23 protein-coding genes and 2 pseudogenes are annotated in these 19,878 nt (G+C 66.3%); 15 read left to right on the top strand and 10 right to left on the bottom strand.

The window, feature by feature from the left end; genetic code table 11:
- Window positions 1-11 precede the first annotated feature (11 nt).
- The 7 genes and pseudogenes from ACPEE0_RS14455 (at window position 12) to ACPEE0_RS14425 (ending at window position 5,744) form a co-directional block, all read left to right on the top strand.
- On the top strand, window positions 12-1,520 hold the full coding sequence (locus ACPEE0_RS14455) for a sugar ABC transporter ATP-binding protein (RefSeq protein ID WP_424574712.1): 1,509 nt from the start codon (window positions 12-14) through the stop codon (window positions 1,518-1,520).
- Between the two features lie 224 nt (window positions 1,521-1,744).
- Window positions 1,745-2,508: pseudogene (locus ACPEE0_RS14450) on the top strand (ABC transporter permease).
- Between the two features lie 49 nt (window positions 2,509-2,557).
- Window positions 2,558-2,782, top strand: a complete 225-nt coding sequence (locus ACPEE0_RS14445; RefSeq protein WP_424574711.1) for a hypothetical protein — start codon at window positions 2,558-2,560, stop codon at window positions 2,780-2,782.
- A gap of 86 nt (window positions 2,783-2,868) precedes the next feature.
- Window positions 2,869-3,378: a sugar phosphate isomerase/epimerase family protein gene (locus ACPEE0_RS14440; RefSeq protein WP_424574710.1), complete on the top strand. Its 510-nt coding sequence runs from the start codon at window positions 2,869-2,871 to the stop codon at window positions 3,376-3,378.
- Between the two features lie 65 nt (window positions 3,379-3,443).
- The gene (locus tag ACPEE0_RS14435) at window positions 3,444-4,616 is read left to right on the top strand and encodes a Gfo/Idh/MocA family protein (protein WP_133351255.1); all 1,173 of its coding nucleotides are present in this window, start codon (window positions 3,444-3,446) and stop codon (window positions 4,614-4,616) included.
- A 66-nt stretch (window positions 4,617-4,682) separates the two neighbouring features.
- A complete protein-coding gene (locus tag ACPEE0_RS14430) occupies window positions 4,683-5,003 on the top strand; it encodes a putative quinol monooxygenase (RefSeq protein WP_424574709.1) in 321 nt (106 codons plus the stop codon).
- A gap of 57 nt (window positions 5,004-5,060) precedes the next feature.
- Complete coding sequence (locus tag ACPEE0_RS14425; protein ID WP_424574708.1) at window positions 5,061-5,744, top strand: hypothetical protein; 684 nt, start codon at window positions 5,061-5,063, stop codon at window positions 5,742-5,744.
- A gap of 13 nt (window positions 5,745-5,757) precedes the next feature.
- On the opposite strand, the gene ACPEE0_RS14420 is transcribed toward ACPEE0_RS14425, so the two are convergent.
- On the bottom strand, window positions 5,758-6,894 hold the full coding sequence (locus ACPEE0_RS14420; protein ID WP_424574707.1) for a hypothetical protein: 1,137 nt from the start codon (window positions 6,892-6,894) through the stop codon (window positions 5,758-5,760).
- 208 nt (window positions 6,895-7,102) lie between these two features.
- Here ACPEE0_RS14420 and ACPEE0_RS14415 point away from each other — a divergent pair, with 208 nt between their 5' ends.
- The 3 genes from ACPEE0_RS14415 to ACPEE0_RS14405 are packed head-to-tail and all read left to right on the top strand — an operon-like array spanning window position 7,103 to window position 8,387.
- Entirely contained in the window at window positions 7,103-7,333 is a 231-nt protein-coding gene (locus ACPEE0_RS14415; RefSeq protein WP_424574706.1) for a hypothetical protein, read from the top strand.
- A gap of 35 nt (window positions 7,334-7,368) precedes the next feature.
- On the top strand, window positions 7,369-7,890 hold the full coding sequence (locus ACPEE0_RS14410; protein WP_424574705.1) for a DUF2087 domain-containing protein: 522 nt from the start codon (window positions 7,369-7,371) through the stop codon (window positions 7,888-7,890).
- Between the two features lie 23 nt (window positions 7,891-7,913).
- A complete protein-coding gene (locus tag ACPEE0_RS14405; protein WP_424574704.1) occupies window positions 7,914-8,387 on the top strand; it encodes a nucleoside deaminase in 474 nt (157 codons plus the stop codon).
- Window positions 8,388-8,410: 23 nt separating this feature from the next.
- Here the strand turns inward: ACPEE0_RS14405 and ACPEE0_RS14400 are convergent, their stop codons facing one another.
- Complete coding sequence (locus tag ACPEE0_RS14400) at window positions 8,411-8,809, bottom strand: hypothetical protein (protein ID WP_424574703.1); 399 nt, start codon at window positions 8,807-8,809, stop codon at window positions 8,411-8,413.
- 234 nt (window positions 8,810-9,043) lie between these two features.
- Here ACPEE0_RS14400 and ACPEE0_RS14395 point away from each other — a divergent pair, with 234 nt between their 5' ends.
- The gene (locus tag ACPEE0_RS14395; protein WP_424574702.1) at window positions 9,044-9,889 is read left to right on the top strand and encodes a VanW family protein; all 846 of its coding nucleotides are present in this window, start codon (window positions 9,044-9,046) and stop codon (window positions 9,887-9,889) included.
- A gap of 114 nt (window positions 9,890-10,003) precedes the next feature.
- Here the strand turns inward: ACPEE0_RS14395 and ACPEE0_RS14390 are convergent, their stop codons facing one another.
- The 4 genes from ACPEE0_RS14390 to ACPEE0_RS14375 form a co-directional block, all read right to left on the bottom strand.
- Complete coding sequence (locus tag ACPEE0_RS14390; protein WP_424574701.1) at window positions 10,004-10,369, bottom strand: DUF4231 domain-containing protein; 366 nt, start codon at window positions 10,367-10,369, stop codon at window positions 10,004-10,006.
- A 25-nt stretch (window positions 10,370-10,394) separates the two neighbouring features.
- Window positions 10,395-10,676: a hypothetical protein gene (locus tag ACPEE0_RS14385; RefSeq protein ID WP_424574700.1), complete on the bottom strand. Its 282-nt coding sequence runs from the start codon at window positions 10,674-10,676 to the stop codon at window positions 10,395-10,397.
- Window positions 10,655-11,530: a toll/interleukin-1 receptor domain-containing protein gene (locus ACPEE0_RS14380; protein WP_424574699.1), complete on the bottom strand. Its 876-nt coding sequence runs from the start codon at window positions 11,528-11,530 to the stop codon at window positions 10,655-10,657. The genes ACPEE0_RS14385 and ACPEE0_RS14380 overlap by 22 nt, the downstream gene beginning before the upstream one ends.
- Window positions 11,531-11,637: 107 nt before the next feature.
- Window positions 11,638-13,590, bottom strand: a complete 1,953-nt coding sequence (locus ACPEE0_RS14375) for a S8 family serine peptidase (protein ID WP_424574698.1) — start codon at window positions 13,588-13,590, stop codon at window positions 11,638-11,640.
- Window positions 13,591-13,942: 352 nt separating this feature from the next.
- Between ACPEE0_RS14375 and ACPEE0_RS14370 the strand changes: the two genes are divergently transcribed.
- From ACPEE0_RS14370 to ACPEE0_RS14360, 3 genes and pseudogenes are all read left to right on the top strand, one after another.
- Window positions 13,943-14,146 carry an antitoxin MazE-like protein gene (locus ACPEE0_RS14370; RefSeq protein ID WP_424574697.1) on the top strand — a complete coding sequence of 68 codons (204 nt, stop codon included), beginning with the start codon at window positions 13,943-13,945 and terminating at the stop codon, window positions 14,144-14,146.
- Window positions 14,143-14,469 (top strand): annotated as a pseudogene (locus ACPEE0_RS14365) (type II toxin-antitoxin system PemK/MazF family toxin). The gene ACPEE0_RS14370 and the pseudogene ACPEE0_RS14365 overlap by 4 nt, the downstream one beginning before the upstream one ends.
- A gap of 651 nt (window positions 14,470-15,120) precedes the next feature.
- On the top strand, window positions 15,121-15,714 hold the full coding sequence (locus tag ACPEE0_RS14360; RefSeq protein ID WP_424574696.1) for a metallophosphoesterase family protein: 594 nt from the start codon (window positions 15,121-15,123) through the stop codon (window positions 15,712-15,714).
- A gap of 80 nt (window positions 15,715-15,794) precedes the next feature.
- Here the strand turns inward: ACPEE0_RS14360 and ACPEE0_RS14355 are convergent, their stop codons facing one another.
- Window positions 15,795-17,384 (bottom strand): alkaline phosphatase D family protein, encoded by a 1,590-nt coding sequence (locus ACPEE0_RS14355; RefSeq protein WP_424574695.1) that lies wholly within the window; start codon window positions 17,382-17,384, stop codon window positions 15,795-15,797.
- A 221-nt stretch (window positions 17,385-17,605) separates the two neighbouring features.
- On the opposite strand from ACPEE0_RS14355, the gene ACPEE0_RS14350 reads away from it, so the two are divergent.
- Window positions 17,606-17,917: a hypothetical protein gene (locus ACPEE0_RS14350; protein ID WP_009372918.1), complete on the top strand. Its 312-nt coding sequence runs from the start codon at window positions 17,606-17,608 to the stop codon at window positions 17,915-17,917.
- A 97-nt stretch (window positions 17,918-18,014) separates the two neighbouring features.
- Here ACPEE0_RS14350 and ACPEE0_RS14345 read toward each other — a convergent pair whose 3' ends face one another.
- The 3 genes from ACPEE0_RS14345 to ACPEE0_RS14335 form a co-directional block, all read right to left on the bottom strand.
- Window positions 18,015-18,389, bottom strand: a complete 375-nt coding sequence (locus ACPEE0_RS14345; protein WP_424574694.1) for a hypothetical protein — start codon at window positions 18,387-18,389, stop codon at window positions 18,015-18,017.
- Window positions 18,390-18,489: 100 nt separating this feature from the next.
- The gene (locus tag ACPEE0_RS14340; RefSeq protein ID WP_354175393.1) at window positions 18,490-18,990 is read right to left on the bottom strand and encodes a GNAT family N-acetyltransferase; all 501 of its coding nucleotides are present in this window, start codon (window positions 18,988-18,990) and stop codon (window positions 18,490-18,492) included.
- Window positions 18,987-19,856, bottom strand: coding sequence for a ribokinase (locus ACPEE0_RS14335; RefSeq protein WP_009372921.1), 870 nt, complete (start codon window positions 19,854-19,856; stop codon window positions 18,987-18,989). Before ACPEE0_RS14335 ends, ACPEE0_RS14340 begins: the two co-directional genes overlap by 4 nt.
- Window positions 19,857-19,878 lie beyond the last annotated feature (22 nt).

Below are 19,878 nucleotides of genomic sequence, written 5' to 3'. Positions count from 1 at the left end.
AAAGGGCAACGATGAACACCGCAGACAATGTCGTCGAGATGCGCTCGATTTCCAAGGGCTTCAACGGCGTTCCCGTATTGAAGGACGTAGATTTCGACGTCCGCAAGGGCGAGGTCCACGCGCTCGCAGGCGGCAACGGCGCAGGGAAGTCCACGCTCATGAAGATCCTCCAGGGCGTGTACCAGGCAGACGCCGGCGAGATCCTCATTGGCGGCAAACCCGCCGCCATCAACTCCATCCACGACGCGAAGGCAGCCGGGATAGGAATGGTCTTCCAGGAGTTCAGCCTGGTACCGAGCCTGACTGTTGCAAAGAACATCTTCCTTGCCGCGGAACCGCTCGGCACTGCCGGACTCATCGATGACCGTGCCGCGGTGCGCCGGGCCAGGGAAGTCTTCAACGAGATGGAGGTCGACGTCGATCCCCGCGCCGAGGTCTCGCGGCTCGGCACCGCATATTGGCAGCTGACCGAGATCGCCAAGGCGCTCGCGCAGAACGCCCAGGTGCTGATCATGGATGAGCCCACTGCAAGCCTGGCCCGGCATGAGTCCGAGGCACTCTTCGAACTTATTGACCGCCTCAAGCAGCGCGGGATCTCGATCATCTACATCTCACACCGCATGGATGAGGTGTACAGGCTCGCGGACAGGATCACCATCCTCCGCGACGGCCGGCACCTCCTCACAGCCCCGCTGACGGACGTCACTCCCGAACAGATCGTGGAAGGCATCGTCGGCAAGAAGATCGAAGGCCAGCTTTCCTATCGTGCCCGTGACCACGCAGTGCATGACGGGGCGCCGCTGCTGGAGGTCCGAGGGCTCAACGCGGGGCCACGGGTTCGGGACGTTTCCTTCGCGCTCCGGCCCGGCGAAATCCTCGGGCTGGCAGGGCTGATGGGAAGCGGTCGAACCGAACTCGCCCGCACCCTCTTCGGCATTGACAAGGCGGACAGCGGCGAGGTTCTCCTGCGGGGCAAGAAGGTCACGCTTGGCTCGCCCCAGCAGGCCATCGACGCGGGCCTCGCCCTCATCCCGGAGGACCGCAGGGCCCAGGGCCTCGTCCTGGAGCACTCGGTCCAGGACAACCTGCTGCTTCCCCTCCTCGGGAAGATCCAGCGGGGACCCCTCCTGGACGGCGCCAAGGGCAAGGAATTGTCCTCCTCCCTGATCAAAAGGTTCGCAGTGAAGGTGGCCCACCCGCACCGCCCGGTACGGCTCCTCTCCGGCGGCAACCAGCAGAAAGTGGTGATCGCCAAGTGGCTGGGCACCGATCCGGACATCCTGATCCTGGACGAGCCAACGGCGGGCGTCGACATCGGCACCAAGAGCGAAATCCTGGACATGATCCGCGAGCTGGCCAGCGCCGGCAAGGCTGTCATCGTCATCTCTTCCGAGTACCCGGAACTACTCGCGGTCAGCGACCGCGTCCTCGTCCTGAAGGACGGCTCCATCATCCGCGATATACCCCGCAGCGACATCGCTGACGAGGAATATCTCCAACTCGCAGTACAGGGAGTCTGAAAGTGAGCAAGGCAAACACCATCGCGCCCCGGGACACCGCGGCATCCCGCAATTTCGGCGCCATCCTCAAAGACCTCGACTGGCGTCGCTACGTCATCTACATCGGCTTCGTCGTCGTCTTCCTTTTCTTCGCCGTCCTGCTCCGCGACCAGGGCTTCCTGTCGCCGAACAACCTGCTGAACATCTTCCGGCAGACCGCCACCATCACCGTCATCGCCGTCGGCATGACCTACGTGATCGCCTGTGCAGAAATCGACCTCAGCGTCGGGTCCGTGGCCGGGCTCTCAAGTGTGTGCACTGCGATGGCCCTGTCCCAGTTTGGCCTGATCCCCGGGATCCTGGCAGGGCTCGCCGTCGGACTGGTGGTCGGCTCGATCAACGGTGCCCTGGTAAGCCTCCTTGGCATACCGTCCTTCCTGGTGACACTGGGCATGCTGGGGATAGCCGTGGGCGTTGCGCAGTGGATTACGGCGTCGGCGCCCCAGCCCATCCTGAATGACACGTTCAACATGCTGTTTGGATCCGGCAACTTCGGTCCTATTCCGGGCCTGGTGGTCTGGAGCGCGGTCTTCGTGGCCATCGGCGCCGTCGTGCTGAACCGCACCAAGTTCGGCCGCCAGGTCCTGGCCACGGGCGGCAACCGCAATGCCGCGGAGTTCACCGGCATCAACACCAAGCGCATCAAATTCAGGTGCTCCTCATCTCAGCCATGGCGGCAAGCGTCGCCGGCATGCTGTACGCCGGCCGTCTCCAGTCCGGTCGCTTCCAGTGGGGATCGGGAGACGAACTCTCCGCCATCGCTGCCGTCATCCTGGGTGGAACCAGCCTCTTCGGCGGGTTCGGCTCCATCATCGGAACCCTCTTCGGTGCCCTGCTGATCGGGCTCATCAACAACGGACTGATCCTTGCCGGGCTCGACAGCAGCCAGCAGCAGGTGGTCCGCGGCGCAATCATCATCCTGGCCGTCGCCCTGGCACGGAAGAAGTAGCGCACATGCCACCCACCTCCTCCTCTTCGGCTCCTGAAAGGCAGAAGCAATGAAACTCGGTTACTGTTCCATCACCTGGGGCGGCGTCGTCGGCCACCCGCAAGGCGTAACAAGCGTGAAGGACCTCTTCTACCTGACCCACGGGTCCATGCGGGACGCCGTCCAGGACATCGCCTCAGTCGGCTACCAGGGTGTTGAAATGTTCGACGGAAACCTCGCGGAGTACGCAGATAAGCCTGAAGAACTCAAGGAAATCGCGGGTACGCCGGCGTAGAACTGACAAGCGTCTACACCGGGGCGAACTTCATCTACGCTGACATCCTTCCGGACGAGCTGCACCGGATCCACCGGGCTGCCGAGTTGGCCGCAAACTTCGGGGCCGAACGGCTGGTAGTAGGAGGCGGAGCCCGCCGCGCGGCCGGCACCACCGAGGAAGACTACCGGCGGCTCGGCGAAGGGCTGGACAAGGTAACTGACATCGCAGAAAGCTTCGGGTTGTCGGCGAGCTACCACCCGCACCTGAGCACCATCGTGGAGAGCCCGGATGAACTGGACAAACTGATGCCGCTCACCCGGATCGGCTTCTGCCCGGACACCGCCCATCTTGCCGCGGGCGGGGCCGACCCGGCCGCAGTCATCCGGAAATACCCGGACCGTATCCGGCACGTCCACCTCAAGGATTTCCAGCAGGCTCCCTTCACTTTCCTCCCTCTGGGGCAGGGCGAGCTGGACTTCCCGGACATCATCGCTGCCATCCGGGAAAGCGGGTATGACAGCTGGCTCATGGTCGAACTCGACAACTACGACGGCGACCCCCGGGAAGCAGCCGCCATCAGCAAGAAGTACCTGGAAGAGCTCCTCTCTCACTAATTTTCAACCGCAGGGCACTGCCATGGACGGCATTTGCCCTGCCTTCCGGAAGGAAAAGGATTCACATGCAGAACCTCAACGTCGGCCTCATCGGAGGCGGCTTCATGGGCAAGGCCCACTCGCTGGCCTACGCCGCCATGCCCATGTTCTTCTGGCCCGCACCGGCATTGCCGGTCCGAAAGGTCATCGCTGAAGCCAACGAGGACCTTGCTTCGGAAGCGGCCCGCCGCTTCGGCTTCGAAAAGTCCACCTCCGACTGGCGCAGCATCATCGACGATCCGGACATACACGTCGTCGACATTGCAACGCCCAACCACCTCCACGCCGAGATTGCCATTGCCGCCGCAGAGGCCGGCAAGCACATCATCTGCGAAAAGCCCCTGGCCCGTACGGGCGAAGAATCCAAGGCGATGTACGACGCGGTCAAGGACAAGAACCTCGTTCACATGGTGGCCTTCAACTACCGGAGGACCCCTGCTGTTGCGCTGGCAAAGAAATACATCGAGGAAGGCGCCATTGGCCGCATCCTCAGCTTCCGCGGGACCTACCTGCAGGACTGGAGCGCGGACCCCAACTCACCGCTCTCCTGGCGCTTCCAGAAATCCATCGCAGGTTCCGGCGCCCTCGGCGACATCGCAACGCACGTCATCGATATGGCGCGCTACCTCGTGGGCGAGTTCAGCGCCGTCAATGCCGTCCTGTCCACCTGGATTCCCGAGCGGCCGCTGCAGTCCGGTGGCGCAGACGCGCTCGGCACTGTGCGTGGCGGAGAAGGGCCCCGCGGCCAGGTTGATGTGGATGACGAAGTGATGACCATGATCCGCTTCGCCAACGGTGCCGTGGGGTCCGTGGAAGCGACCCGCAACGCCTATGGCAGGAACAACTACATCACCTTCGAAATCCATGGCACCGAAGGCAGCATCGTGTTCAACTACGAGCGGCGCGACGAGCTGCAGGTCTGCTTCGCGTCCGACCCGGGTGACCGCCGCGGATTCCGCACTGTCTACACCGGACCTTCCCACCCCTATGGTGAAGGACTCTGGCCCATCCCTGCGCTCGGCATCGGATACGGTGAAACGAAGATCATCGAGGCTTACGACTTCTTCAAGGCCATCGCAGAAGGCGGCAGTGTCAGCCCGAGTTTTGCCGACGGATACCAGGTGGCCCTCATTGACGACGCAATCGTCGAGTCCGCTGCGAAGGAATCGTGGGTCGAGGTTCAGCAGATCAACAGTTGACCAGACGGGAGGGGCGGCCGGGCCGCCCCTCCCGTCCCGGCACAGGGACAGCGGAGGACGCACAAATTGCCAGATACAACTGCCATCCAAGAAGAAGCGCAAGTCTGGCTAATGCCAGTGTTTATCGCAAAACCAGGGCAAGAAGCGGAGCTTCAGGAAGCACTCGCCAGGCTGCAGTCAGCGAGCAGAAAAGACGCCGGATGCCTCGAATACACGGTCTTCGCTGACGGTCAGAGGCCGGGTACGTTTGTCCTCTTTGAAGGCTGGGCCCGGCACGAGGACCTTGCGGCCCACAACGAAGAAGACCATGTGAAGGAATTCGTGAAAAAGGTGCAGTCACTGCTGGCCGTACCGTTCTCCGTCACTCCCATCACGCCTCTTGTCTGACCGCGGCGAAGTCCGGGTGAGGGCGCCCTAGCCACATGCCTGTTACAGTCAGGCTCCATGACCGAACTTGGCCCCGACACTGCCCCCACGGTCGGCTTCCTCCACACGGCGGAGGTCCACGTGGCGGCGTTCGAGGCCTTGGGCCGGGAGCTCCTGCCCTCCGCCGACACCGTCCACCGCGTAGATCCCGCCGCCCTCGAGCTTGCCCGGCAGGACACGACGGCGGAGGGCGTACGGGCCGTCGTCGCCGCCCACCTCACGGAACTCCGCGGCGACGGGTGCGAGGTAGTCCTCTGCACCTGCTCCACCCTGGGCGGGATCGCGGAGGAACTCGCGGGCGACGGCCTGAAGGTCATCCGGATCGACCGGCCCATGCTCCGCCGGGCCGTGACCCTCGGGCCGCGGATCGGAGTCCTGGTGGCGCTCACCAGCACCGTCGAACCAACCACCCGCCTCCTCGCCGAGGAGGCGGCGGAAGCCGGAGCCGACATCAACGTGGAGGCCAGCGTTGTGGAAGGTGCGTGGGAGTCGTTCCTGGCGGGCGATGCGGAGGCCTATCACGCAAGCATCGCCAAGGCGGCGCGTCCGCTCGCAGCCCGTTGCGACGCCGTCGTCCTCGCCCAGGCCAGCATGGAACCTGCCGCCGCCCTCCTCGCCGGGCTCGAAACACCTCTCCTCACGAGTCCCCGATCCGCCGTCGAAGCCGTCGCGGCCGTCTTGCGGCCAGCCCCCAGTCTGTGAACCCGCAGTCGGCCTAACGCACGCGGATGTTCGACGGCTGGCCTGGGACGTCCAAGGGGTTCATTCCCACGGCCCGTGCCTGCAGCACGCACCACTTGCGCAGCTGCATGCCAAGCACCTTGGGGAGTGATCCGTGGTGCTGCTTCACTAGCGGTGCGCCAACCGCTCCGAACATGGAAACGCTGATGCCGGTGTCCCCGTGAAGATGCGGATCATTAAGCACCGACCGCCATGCCCGTTCCAGCGCCTTGGCCGCGGCGTCCTTGCTGCCGTTGACACCCTTGAAGGTCCTGTCGAGATGAGCCTGCATCCGCTGCTGCTCGGTCAGCCCGGGAGCTTTGGCCGTCGCCGCCGGCGGGGTTGCGGCCTTGGCTGGTGCGGGCGCCGGTGCGGGTGTGGAAGCAGCGGGATGCCGGGCACTGTGATCATCTAGTGGGGTGCCCGCCAGCATCAGGTCGGCAAGCTCCCCGTGCAGCGCGGCGATCTGGCGGTGTATCGCGCTGATCCGCTGGGCCCGGCTCGCGTTCTCGCTCTGCTTCGACCCCTGGAGCTTGGCTTTCACATCAGCCGGAAGGCTGGTGCGGAACAGCGCACACAGGGCGGCGGCGAGGCCGAGCCGCGTGCCGCCGTCGGGCAGGATAAGCGGCGCCGGACTCGTGGCAGCCGACAGGACAGCGGCCAGGTCCGGCAGGCTGCCGTAGACCCTGCCCCAGCGGATGCGCTCAATGACGGTCCGCTCATCCACCTGCGGGGAGTACACGCTCTGCATGAGGCGCAACTGCACGGGGTCGAAGCCCGGGAAATGCTCCGGAAGGATCGAGATCCGCAGGGCTGACCGGACGGCGTCGAGTTGGCGCGATACCTGCTCCACGGGGTTGGCCATCATCAGCCCGCCCTCCAGCTCCCACCGCGCCCCCGTGTCCGCCGCACACACGACCCGCTGGGGGAAGCCCTTCCACTCGCTGACCATCAGCGTCCCGTGCCGGGCGTTGTAGAAGAACCAGTCCACCTCCGCCACCGGCCTGCCCGGTGCGTCGACCCGGCAGTTGCTGAACGCCCAGACGTCGTGGTCGAGCAGCTCGCTGAGCTTCGCAACATCGCGCGGGGAGGGACGGTGGGCAGCTGAATTGGCGGAAGGAAAGTGCAGCAACGATGGCCTTCTGGGGAGCTCAGCCAGCCAAGGGACCCCCACGCCCAAAACCAGTCGCGCCTCGTGCGCTACGTCATCATCACCGGCGCGGCGGTCCTGCCGCAAGGCCTATCCGGCATGAGTCCTCCCGCCCAGCCAAGTGCAAGATTGGGCTTTTTGGCTCGAATCAGTCCTGCTATAGCAATGCCCTTCGTGGAAGACTTCGCGTATGGGCATCGAGCAATGGTGGACAAGGCTGCAGCCATCCACGCGGGAATGGCTGATTGAGAACAACGGCGGCGTGGTGCCGGAAGACGTGGTGGCCGAGATCGCCCGCGCCGGGGGACCGGCCGGCACCGATCCGTGGTGGGCAGGCCAGGGCGGGGAACCGGGCCACTATTTCCCGGACGAAGCCATTGATTGGGTCGAAGCGATGGCGAATGATGAAAATCCTGCTTAAGAAGATGCTGCCCGCTGCAGCCCTGGGAGGTGGCCTTGAACGGAGTCTCTGGTCTGAGCGGACCGCACTGGCGCAGGGTCATGGCCGCGCTTGCCAGCCGGGAGGCGCGGACAGCGTACGCGCAGATTGTGCTGGGTGAAGACGTCCTTCCCGACGCGAAGGAACAGCGGCGCTCCAAGGCCATTGGGATGCTCCTGGAAGCCGGCCTGGTCGAGTGGTCCGGCGACAAGGGACTTGAGGCTTCTGACGCGGTCTTCCGGGATCTCCTGTCGCAGCACCCGAAGCGCCAGCCGAAGACCGGGGTGGACCGCTTCCTGCGGCTTGGCCGGATCGACCGGTACCCGGCCAGCCCGGCGGACCGGCGGCAGCTCCTCGCTTGGGTGGTGGGCCAGGCGATCAAGCCGGGGGAGGACCTCACCGAGCGGCAGGTCAACGAGCGGCTCCTGAACTACACCGACGACGTCGTCTTGTTGCGGAGGTATCTCGTCGACTTCGAGCTGCTGGAAAGGACGGCCTCCGGGTCCTCGTACCGGCGGGTGGCCGACGAGCCTGCCTGAACGCCGCATGCAAGAATGACGCCATGACCCACGAACAGCACCACTTCACCGTGCCGCAAGCCACCGCCGACCCCGGGTTTGAAGCCGCCTACCAGGCCGCGGAAAAGAGCCTGGCTGAAGGCGGTATTCCCATCGGCGCAGCGCTCGTCCGGGGCGGCATGATCGTGGCCAGCGGGCACAACGAACGGGTCCAAAACGCCGATCCGATCGCGCACGGGGAAATGTCCGCGCTCCGCGCCGCCGGCCGGCAGAAAAGCTACCGGGACACCACCCTCTACACCACCCTGGCCCCTTGCGCCATGTGCGCCGGCACCATCATCCAGTTCAAGATTCCCCGCGTGGTGGTGGGGGAGGCACGGACGTTCGACGGCGAACTTGAGCTTCTGCGGTCACGCGGGGTTGAGGTGGTGGTCCTGGATGATCAGCGGTGCGTGGACATGATGCACGCCTTCCAGTCCGCCCACCCTGAACTCTGGTCCGAGGACATCGCCGAGTAGGTCCGCGGGCGGTCAGCTGCGGCTCAGCATAAGTCATCCTTCACCCTGCGCGTCTCGCCGTTTGCTTCGACAAACACCGTGGTGGTGCGGCACGTCTCGCCATTCTCGGTGGTCGTGTATTGGCTGCCCAGCTTCGTCACGTTTCCGAGCTCGACATAGTGCTGTTTCCAGTCGAGCGAGTACTGGGTGCTCTCATCCGGGGAGTCCCACTGGTCACGGGAATTGGTTGTGTTGTAGTAGCCGCCATGGTTCCGCACTACGTGGCGGTACTCGTAGGTGGTTCCATCATCGAAGACGAATTCGTTGTGTTCCACGTGGGCTCCGGCACCGTCGTCGGTATGCGCTGCCAAGGCTGGAGAGGCAGTGAAGGTGAGGGCGACGCCTGCGCAGGAGGCGACAAACAAGCGCGAAATGCGGTTCATTGTGGGGGTCCTTTCGTTTTCTCGTCGGGCTCCCCAGCGCGCGGTGAGTGAAGCGTAGCGACCAGTGATCGCCCCGTCAATCACCTATTTATTGCCCCGAGGAGGGCGGGCTTACTGGCGTCCAGCACTCCCGGGGAGTAGATTTCCCGTTGTCACCCACCGTTGGGGAAGATGTGTCCGGCGGCGGAGGTCCGTACGCCAGGGCGCCCTTCGGGGCTTGTTATTGGGGAAACAGTGCCACGGAAGCTGTTCTGCGAAATCTCGCCACTGACGTACCGCATGTCGGTCCAGCGCATGATCCTCAACCGGCGGGTCCAGGATCTCCTCTCCACCGCAGTCTTCGCCCGCCAGCGGCATGAGGAACCCCTGCCTGCACTCGTGTACCGCCACAATTCCTTGATCCGGCGGAAGCTCGGCAATGTCGACCTGCACCTGCAGGAGAACAAGGCCGTGAGCCTCGGCATCGCGGCTGCCCTGGTGAACTCGGTGGTGATCCGCCCGGGGGAGACCTTCTCCTTCTGGAAGCTCGTGGGCAGCTGTACGGAGGCCAAGGGATACCGGGAAGGCCTGGTCATCAATCACGGCCGCTCCGACTCGGGCATCGGGGGAGGGCTGTGCCAGTTCACCAACCTCCTGCACTGGATGGTCCTGCACAGTGAACTGACCGTCGTGGAACACCACCATCACGGCGACCTGGATCTTTTTCCGGACTTCAACCGCCAGATCCCGTTCGGCTCGGGGACCTCGATCATCTACAACTACCTGGACTACCGGGTCCGCAACGACACCGGCCAGGCCTACCAGTTCCTGGTGAGCACCACGGATGAACACTTGTGCGGTGAGCTCCGCGCCGAGCGGGTCCCGAACGTGAAGTTCCACATCCGCGAAGAAGACGCCTACTTTTACGAATCAGAAGGAAAGGTCTACCGCCACAACAGGGTCATGCGCCTGACCAGGGACAAGATCACCGAGCTCGTGACAGCAAGGAAGCTGGTCATCGAGAACAACGCTTTGGTCCTTTATGACCGGGCACTGATCACTTCACCGGTCCTCGCTGTTCCACCCCTTTCCGCGGCCTAACCGCCTTCCGAAGTCTTCGGCGCCTGCTGCTGGCTGGTGGTCCACTTGGCGTGCTCCTGGGAGATCAGGCCCTCGATCCGCTCCGCCAGCTGCCGGTGCCGGTCCGCGCCGAGGTCAGGGTCCGGCCTTGGCCAGGTACAGGTAGCGCTCGTGCTTGAGCGCCTCCGCGGTGGAACGGTACGTGATCCAGCGCTCCTGGAACTGGTAGAGGTGCTGGGCGCCCTCCAGGACCACGATGACGGCGGCCAGCGCTCCGGTCGCCAGGGCCGGGCTGCCGATGCCGGCCACCACCGGCAGCGCCGCCGCGACCGCCAGTTCCAGGAGCTTCAGCCACTTGTAGCGCCGCTGGTTGTCCCCGCTCCTGCTGTCGTACCAGGTGATCTGGTCCTCCAGCCGGTCCCAGGTGGGATCCGCCGTGGCCGGCGGAGGGACGGCCTTGATCCGCCGCGCCCGCACGGGTCCATGCTCCCGGTGCTCCATCCGTATCCCCTTCGACCGACGCCGGCTATTCGGCCAGGACGAAGAACTCCTGCCACCTGTCAGGGCAGAAGCGTTCCCCGGCCAGCACATAGCAGGGCCAGATTGTCCACGAGCCGGCGCTGTCGATCAGGACCCGACCCTGGGCGTCGACGGTTTCGCCAGGCTCAAGGACCTTTCCTTCGTTCATGTCCTCGGTATCCCGGTGTTCGTCAGACGGGTCCCGCACCCCCACAAACGTGTACTCCAGCTCCAGCCGCTGGTCCGTCGTGTTGGTCAGGTCATAGCTCACCGTGACGGTGTCACCCACCGGGGAGACTCAGGATCGCGCCGGCTTGCCGCCTGCAGCCCCGTCAGGCGCAGGCCGTCTTCGCTCGTCACCGGCGAGGAGTCGATTTCGATCCCGCCGCCTACCCCGACCGGCGCCCCGCCGCCGGAGTTGGCATCCGGCGACGATCTCGGCTGCAGGTTCGCCACGAGGAGGACCACGAGCAGGACCACGACGACGACGGCGGCCGCCCCTGCCAGGACCAGCGCCCGCTTGGGGAGGGGCCGGCGCTGCCTGTCCCCGGGGTGGGACGCGGCCGGAACCGGCCCGGGCGTCTCCCGGTCCGATACAGCGGCCGTGGCGCTTCCCGCCCCGGCCGCCATCCCGCCGTGGTCCTGGTTTCTCCGCACCTCGGCAAGGGTGGTGTCCAGGACCTTGAACAGCCGGCTGGTGTCGAACTCGAAGCGAGCCGGGCTGAACTCCAGGGCCTGCCGGCGCGTGAGCCGCGCCAGGCTCTCTGGCAGCTCGTCGGCCCGTGGCATCCTCGCCTTGTCCACCAGGATGGGGATCACCCGGACGTTGCGGGTGAGGGCGGCCTGGACTTCGAGGCGCACGAAGTCGTCAGGGTCGTCGAGCCGGCGCCGGCCGTGCTCATCGGCTGTGGTGAGCCACTCGTCGCCGATCAGCACCAGCACCACGTCGCAGGACCCGACGGCCCGGGTGATCGCCTCGACGAAGTCGTCGCCCAGCTGGATGGAGTCGACGTCCTTGAAGACCTGCCCGCCGCCGTACCGGTCAGCCAGCCGGTCGTACAGCCAGCCGGCCGGGTACGCGGTCTCTTCCCGCCGGTAGCTGATGAAGATCCGGCCGGTCGCGTTCGGGGGAGAATCTGCCATTGCCCACACCCTTATGACCGAGCCAGACCCCCGACGCTATTACACCGCCGGGGGCGTTACTGGGCGTTACCGGCGGGTGGGGCATCCCGTCAGTCTTGGCCGGGCTGTCAGCTGATGGCGGTCATGACGTTCCAGCCGTCGCCGACGCTGGTGCGCCAGCCGAAGAGGCCGTTGCCGGTGCCGGGGTAGGTCCAGAGGGTGCCGTTGGTGTCGCGTGCGACGAGGTCGGGTTTGCCGTCGCTGGTGAGGTCGCCGGCGGCGCTGATGGCGGTCATGACGTTCCAGCCGTCGCCGACGCTGGTGCGCCAGCCGAAGAGGCCGTTGCCGGTGCCGGGGTAGGTCCAGAGGGTGCCGTTGGTGTCGCGTGCGACGAGGTCGGGTTTGCCGTCGCTGGTGAGGTCGCCGGCGGCGCTGATGGCGGTCATGACGTTCCAGCCGTCGCCGACTTTGATGCGCCAGCCGAAGAGGCCGTTGCCGGTGCCGGGGTAGGTCCAGAGGGTGCCGTTGGTGTCGCGTGCGACGAGGTCGGGTTTGCCGTCGCTGGTGAGGTCGCCGGCGGCGCTGATGGCGGTCATGACGTTCCAGCCGTCGCCGACTTTGATGCGCCAGCCAAAGAGGCCGTTGCCGGTGCCGGGGTACGTCCAGAGGGTGCCGCCGGAGTCCCGGGCCACGAGGTCCGGCAGGCCGTCACCGGTCAGGTCGCCGGCGGCGCTGATGGCAGTCATGACGTTCCAGCCGTCACCGACTGCGACGCGCCAGCCGAACAGGCCGGTGCCCGTGCCCGGGTAAGTCCAGAGGGTGCCGCCCGAATCGCGGGCCAGCAGGTCCGATTTCCCGTCTCCGGTGAAATCCCGGGCTGCCGGGAACGGGGCGGGCACCGCGCCGATGTTGAGCAGACGGTTTGGCGTTCCTGCCGACGCGTTGCTGATGACGCCGGGGGTGGCCGTGGAGGACAGCTCGGCTGTCACCTCCGCCGGTGTGGCCTCGGGAATCCGGGACAGGATGACGGCTGCCGCGCCGGTGGCGTGGGGAGCCGCCATGGACGTGCCGCTGACTGTTGCCGCGGCGGTGGTGGACGAATGGATGGCGGACGTGATGCCGACGCCGGGCGCGTACAGGTCAACGCAGCCGCCATGGTTGGAGAAGGTGGCCTGCCGGTCAGAGGAGTCGCTCGCTGCGACCGTGAGTGCTTCGGCAACCCGCGCCGGGGAACTGTTGCAGGCGTCCACGCCGGAGTTTCCGGCGGCCACGGCCGCGGTGATGCCGTCAGCCATGACGCCGCGGACGGCGGAGTCCACCATGGTGCTGGCGGGACCACCTAGGCTCAGGTTGGCCACGGCGGGGGTGCCCGCGCGGTGATGGGACACGATCCAGTCAAGGCCGGCCACGATATCGGACATGTAGCCGTTGCCGTTGCAGTCGAGGACCCGGACCGGGACGATGGTGGCGGCCTTGGCCACCCCGTAGGTTTGTCCGGCGACAATCCCGGCAACGTGGGTGCCGTGGCCGTTGCAGTCGCTGCTGCCCCGGCCGTCGGCGACGGCGGTCCAGCCCGCCGCCACCCGGCCCCCGAACTCGGTGTGCTGGGCGAGGACGCCGGAATCGATGACGTAGGCCTGGACGCCGGCACCGGAGGACGGGGGTGTGAAGGTGCCGGAGAGCGGAAGGGTGGTTTGGTCCACCCTGTCCAGGTTCCACGGGGCCGGCTGCTGCGTATCGAAGACCTGGACCGGCTCATCCGTTTCGACGACGGCCACGCGGGGCGAGCGGGCCAGGGCAGCTGCCTGTGCCTTGGTGGCTGTCACCGCGGCTCCCCGGACCGCCGCGGAGAAGGTCCTTCCTACCTGCACACCTTGGGACCGCAGGGACGCGGCCTCCTGGGCCACGTCGGCTCCTGAGCTGAAGCTGACGAGGTACCTGCCGCTGTCCGCAGGCGGCGGCACCTCCGGTTTTGCCGCCGTCGGAATGGCTGCGGCGGCGGGCTGGGCGGCCAGGGCCACGGCAGCAGCGGCCGCCAGCACCGCGCCTAGAGAGCTTCCAAATCGCTGAGGGAATGACATTGGGATCTCCTAATAACCGATGCGTCCTGGGGTGAACAGGCGCGCACGGATACGCAGGATGTGCCCGGCCGGGCCGGGAGAAATTCCCCTGGCCACGTCCTCTGTCTATTCCCCCCAGCGGCTCCGGCTGAGCCCGGAGCCTGTTCCGCAGCGCAAGCCCCCGTCAGGGAAAACCAGCTCTGTGAACGCGGCCATCTTAACAAGGCGGGCCTGTAGGGCACTACCCGGGGGGGCCCGCTTACCGCAGTCCAATCACAACGCTCTCGCACCTTTTGGCGGTTTCCCCCTCACCCTCTCGCAGGTTCTGCATCGTCCCCGCCATCCCTCAAGCGTTACATGCAACCATTGACTTATGAGCGCCAGGGATCGCGTTGCCCGCCACCGCATCGGCATGAAGCAGCGGGGTTTCCGGCAAATTCAGATGTGGGTTCCTGACGCGCGCACGGAGGAGTTCAAGCGCGAGGCGCAGCGCCAGGCGCGGGCGGTCGCGGCGTCAGACCGCGCCGGGGACGACCAGGACTTCATCGAACAGATATCGGAAGACTGGCCGGAGTGAACCGTGGTGAGCTGTGGACCGCGTCCGGCGGAACTTACGCACAGAAACGGCGCCCGGCCCTCATCATCCAGGACGACCTTTTTGCCGCCTCAGAGTCGGTGACGCTCCTCCCGCTGACCTCGTTCCTGACGGATACCCTACTGCTCTGACTGACGGTAAACCCCAGTCCTCTGACGGGGCTGGAACGCACCAGCCAGATCATGGTGGACAAGCTCACCGCAGTCCGCCGCACCAATCTCGGGCAGCGCATCGGCCGGATTGATTCCGAAACCATGGTTTCGGTTGAGCAATCACTCGCGGTCTTTCTCGGCTTGGCCCGCTGACCTGAGCGAAAGGGCGGGTGTGACGCAGCAAAGCCGGCCGCCCGCTGTGGTCATGCCCCGTTTGCGTAACTTTTCGCCGGGCCTACCCACCCGGTCCGCGCCAACTCCGGCGACAGCAACGCTTTGGCCACAAAAGTCACGCATTCTTGCCCATGCTTGACAGCCTGTCCGGAGCTTACGAGGATCAGAGTGCCGGCGTAGACGGCAGTTAGTCCGGCTTTCCGGAGGGTAACGGATGCGGTCAGCACTTCCCCGCGGCAGACGCTTCCGGAGTGCGGCCGCGGCCGCAGTGCTTCTGGCAATCACCCTTTCGGGGTGCACCGGCGATCCTGACCCGCCCCCGCCAACTACCGCACCGGTAGATGTCCGCATCGCTGCGGTGGGTGACATGAACGGTGAGGAGAACATCGACCCGGAGAGCCCGTCAGGCCGGAACGCCGCGGCGATCACCGAACTGGTGGAGAACAACGAGATCGACGCGTTCCTGGGGCTCGGGGACTTCCAGTACGACACCGCCTACTGTGAGGACCTGGTGGACTACTGGACACCGCTGTGGGGCGGCACGATGAGCAAGCTGTACTGGGTGGCTGGCCCCAACCATGACTGGGAACCGGGCCGGAACGAGGACCTGGACAACTTCATGAACGGCCAGTGCCCGGGTCCACGGCGAAAGCCGCCATCAACCAGGAACTGGGGTTCATCGGCAACGGGAAGGCGTACTCGAAGGACTTCGGGAACTGGCACTTCGCCTTCCTGCCGTCCGGGCAGTGGCGGTACAACCCCCGGGAGGCCCGGGCGCTGACGAGGTGGCTGGACAGGGACCTCGCTGCCGCGAAGGAAGCGGGCAAGCACCTGGCCGTGGTGCACCACGAGCCCTACTTCACCTCGGAGACGGAGGCGCATGAGCGGGCCGAGGACCACAAGCCCTGGATCGACGTGATGTGGAAGCACCGGGTCCGCCTGACCCTGTCCGGGTCGCAGCACAACTACGAACGGTCCTGTGCCGTGAACAACCGGGACCGGTGCGATGATGACGGGATCACGGCGTTCCAGGTGTCCACGGGCGGCATCGAACTCCGCCCCTTCACCAGCAGCCCGCAGTACATCGAAAAGCGGTTCAGCGACACCCACGGTTTCCTCCGGCTGACACTCCGGACCGACGGGTCCTTCGACTGGAACTTCGTCCCGACAACGGGGGAGGGCACGGACGAGGGGACTCGCCCGGCGCCCGAGCCGGACAACTAGCAGGACAACCAGCGGCACGACGACGGCGGGGCGCGGCAGAAAAGCCGGCGCCCCGCCGTCGTACGTCACGTTCCCGGTGGTTACCCCTGTGCCGACAGGCCGGGCACGCCGTCCTGGATCCGGAAGGAGGCTTTCGTGGACACGGGGGCGCCCGGTGTGGTGACGTAGTCCAGCACCCGGAAGTCGGCGGTCATCGCGTCCCTGGTGATCTTGGTGTTCACGTAGCCGCGGTTGTCGTTGAAGAACTTCAGGTGCGGGTTCCAGGCCATCACCGGGTCCGTGGTGGAACCGGTGCCGTTGCCGGTGGAGGTGATGGAGGTGCAGACCAGCTCCGAGCCGACCACGGGGGAGGCCGGGTCCTTGTAGTCCACCTTGAGGTCGCAGGCCCAGTTGCGGTGCACGTCGCCGGTGAGGACGACGGCGTTGCGCACGTTCGCGTCGATCCAGCCCTGGGTCATGCGGCGGCGGGAGGCGGCGTACCCGTCCCAGCCGTCCATGGAGACGTCGTCGATCTCGGGGGCTGCGTTGCGGTCCCGTTCGGCAAAGAACACCTGCTGGCCCAGGATGTCCCAGCGCTGGGTGGACTTCCGGAACCCGTCCAGCAGCCACTTTTCCTGCTCGGCGCCGGTGATGCTGCGGTCCTCCGCGAGGCGCTCGGCCACGTTCTTCTTCCAGCCGTCGCCGGCGAGCTGGTCGTCGCGGTACTGCCGGGTGTCCATCATGTGGAAGTTGGCCAGCAGGCCCCACTGGATGGTGCGGTAGATCTTCATATCGAACCCGGCCGGCACCGTGGAAGCACGCAGCGGCATGTTCTCGTAGTACGCCTGGAACGCGGCGGCACGGCGCTGCCGGAAACGCTCGGTGGTGTCATTCATCTGGCCCGCGTCCGTGTTTTCCGGGACCTCGTCCGCCCAGTTGTTGTCCACCTCGTGGTCATCCCAGACCACCAGCCACGGTGCGATCGCGTGCGCTGCCTGCAGGTCGGCGTCGGATTTGTACTGGGCGTGCCGCTGCCGGTAACCGGCCAGCGTGACCGTCTCGGGGCCCTGGTGGTCGCGCGGGTTGCCGCCGCCGATCACGTAGCTGTCCTTCTTATACTCGTAGAGGTAGTCGCCCAGGTGCAGCACCAGGTCCGGGTGGTCCTCGGCCAGGCGGGTGTAGGCGGTGAAGTAGCCGTGCTCGTACTGGGAGCAGCTGGCGAAGGCCATCGCCAGCGCGGCTGGCGTTTCGTGCGGCGCGGGGCTGGTGAGGGTGCGGCCCACCTCGCTGATGTGGCGGCCGCTGCGGAACCGGTAAAAGTATTCGCGGCCGGGCTTGAGGCCCTTGAGCTCGACGTGGACCGAGTGCCCGGTTTCGATCCGGGCCTGCTCGACGCCGCGGGCCACCACGGTGCGCATGTTCCGGTCTTCGGCTACTTCCCACGCGACGGGGACCTGCCGCGATGGCATGCCGCCCAGCCCGTCCTCGGCCAGCGGGTCCAGCGCCAGGCGCGTCCAGATCACGAAGCCGTCCGGCCACGGCTCGCCCGAGGCGATGCCGAGCATGAACGGGTCGGTGCGGAGTCCGGCGTCGTCAGCGGTGGAAACCGCGACGGCGGCACCCGGCAGGGCGGCGACCAGGCCTGCCCCGAGGCCGGCGGAAATGAGGGATCTGCGGGAAATGTTGTCCATGCCTCCGACCGTAGGAAGGCCGGTTGGACAGGTTCCGAGAAGGACGTGAATGGCCGGTGAACAGCGTGGCAAGGCTGGCCGACGAGGCCCTACAGCCTGCGGCGGTAGGCCCTCCCGGGTCGTAGCCTTGCAGAAAAATTGCGTTGCGGGGGGCGTCCTGCCGGAGCTTAATGATCCTGGGCACGCCCGTGCCCGCTCATAAAGCAGGGAAGGAAAAGACGATGTCACGGATCAGGACGCCAATCATGGTTGGCGTCATAGTGCTAGGAACAGGCCTTGGATTCGCTCCGGCCGCATCGGCCACTATCCACCCGATCGTGGAATCCTTTGACTGTGCCAGCGACGTGGCCTTCGACCATCATCCCCTCGGGGACGTAGCCGATCCGGCCGGTGTTACGCCTGGCTATGGCGAACATTCGACGAACAGCGACCTCGCTTCGCTGGACGCCACTTCCAAAGGGTTCACCGATTTCTCCAGCCCGTCGTGGTTTGGCCACAAGCTGGACGGCGAATGCGGGCACGTGAACCGCTGAGAAGTGAGTCGGCAACTGCGTAATCGTCAGGACGAGGATGGCCCCCGTGAGGTTGGGCCATCCTTTTTGCTTTGTCAGCGTTGGGCTCCCAACAAAGCTACAGATTGCGGCGGTTCAGCGCGTCGAATTGTTCCTGCCAGTCGGCCAGGTCCCGGTCCACGTAGCGCCGGTGCGCCGCGTTCCACTTGGGCATGATGTCCGGCGTCAGTTCAGGGGCCGGTAGTTTCGGCGCGGGCGGTTTTGGCGCGTGCGGTTTGCGGGCCGGCGTGGCATTCCGTGGGGGAGCAACCGGCCTCGGTGCTGGCCGGACGTTGCGGTTCGGGCCGGCAACCGCCTTCGGGCGGGTCGCAAGGCCGACGAGGGACACAATCCCGATGATCGTGTGGCCGACGACCCAGATGCCTCCGAAGAGAACCGCAAGGGCGAGAAGGAAGCCGACCCAAAGCAGGATACCCATAGCTGAGAAGAGCACAACCATGGCCTATTTTATCTTCTGAACCCCCGCTTTGGGGCGGGAATCCGGGCTGCGACCGGGTCGGTTTCGACAGGCTCAACCACCGGTTTCGACGGGCTCAACCAGCGAGGTCCAGCCGGAACACCCACAGCAGCACGTCCTCGCCCGGCACATACCAGTCCCGCTCCGGGGCGCGGCGGAAGCCCAGGGACTCGTACAGGGCGTGGGCGCGCTCCATGAACGTGGCGCTGGTGATGCTGATCGCGCCGATCTCCGGCAGTGACCGGGCATGCTCGATGACGCGGCGCACCACCGCCCTTCCGACGCCACCGCCTTGGATGGCGGGGTCCACGGCGAGCATCCGGAACTCCAGCTCCCCGTCTTTCGCGATCTCGCTGTAGGGCTGGCCGGCGAACGTCAGCGTCACAGCCGCAACCACCGAATCGGACTTCTCGGCAACCCACACCTCGGCATGCTCGGCCCGGTGTTCCACGTCCTCGAGCACGCCCATGTACGGGTGGTCTGCGGCGAAGTGCCCGGCGGAAAGGTAGGCGTCCCGCGTGACCCGCCGGACGTCGTCGTAATCCGCCGGGGCCGCCGGCCGGAACGTCAGGCTCACTGTCCGGCCACGTCCGCCGGCGAAACCCGTGCCACGTACGAGGCCAGCGGGGCCAGCGCGGGCTGGGATGACGGGTCGCCCACGGCGTCCGCGCCCACGGCGTTGGCGACGGCAAGCGCCGCTGCGTAGTCCAGCCCGGATCCGAGCGCCAGCACCAGGGCCGCGCAGAACGCGTCGCCCGCACCAACGGTGTTCACCACGGTCGCGGCGGCGGCCGGCGCCTCGGCGACCTTCCGGCCGCGCTCAAACATGGCGGACCCCTCGCCGCCGTACGTCACCGCCACGAGCTTCGCACCGGCAAGGGCGGGAATCAGGGCGTACTCGCTCTCGTTGACGATTACCAGGTCGCAGCGCTCCAGCAGTTCCGCTGGCAGGTCCATGGCCGGGGCCGCGTTCAGCACGAAGACACCCTGCGCCTTCCGGGCCGCCTCCAGGACCACTGGCAGGCCCACCTCCAGCTGGCACAGCACCGTCTCGTCCGGGCCGAACTCCACGTCGTCCACCGAGAGGTGCGAGTTGGCGCCCGGGCACACCACAATCTGGTTTTCGCCGTCGCTGTCCACCACGATCAGCGCGGTGCCGGTCGCCTCGGGCAGGACGGCCACATCGGCGGTGTCGACGCCGGCACCCGCCAGGGCATCCAGCATCCGCTGGCCCTGCGCATCCTTGCCCACCGCACCGACCATGCGGGCCGTGCCGCCCAGCCGTGCCACGGCCGCGGCCTGGTTGGCGCCCTTGCCGCCGGGCTGCTCGGAGAGCACACCGCCGCCGATGGTTTCACCGGCGGTGGGAAGCCTTTCGGCGGTGGCGATCAGGTCCAGGTTGATGCTGCCGACCACGGTGACGGCAGGAAGTCGATTGCTCATGGAAAGTCTCTTTCGGAGGGGT

It is taken from the genome of Arthrobacter sp. SD76, assembly GCF_049726125.1.
GTDB classification, from domain to species: Bacteria; Actinomycetota; Actinomycetes; order Actinomycetales; family Micrococcaceae; genus Arthrobacter; species Arthrobacter nitrophenolicus.
This window is presented reverse-complemented; position numbering and strand designations above follow the sequence as displayed.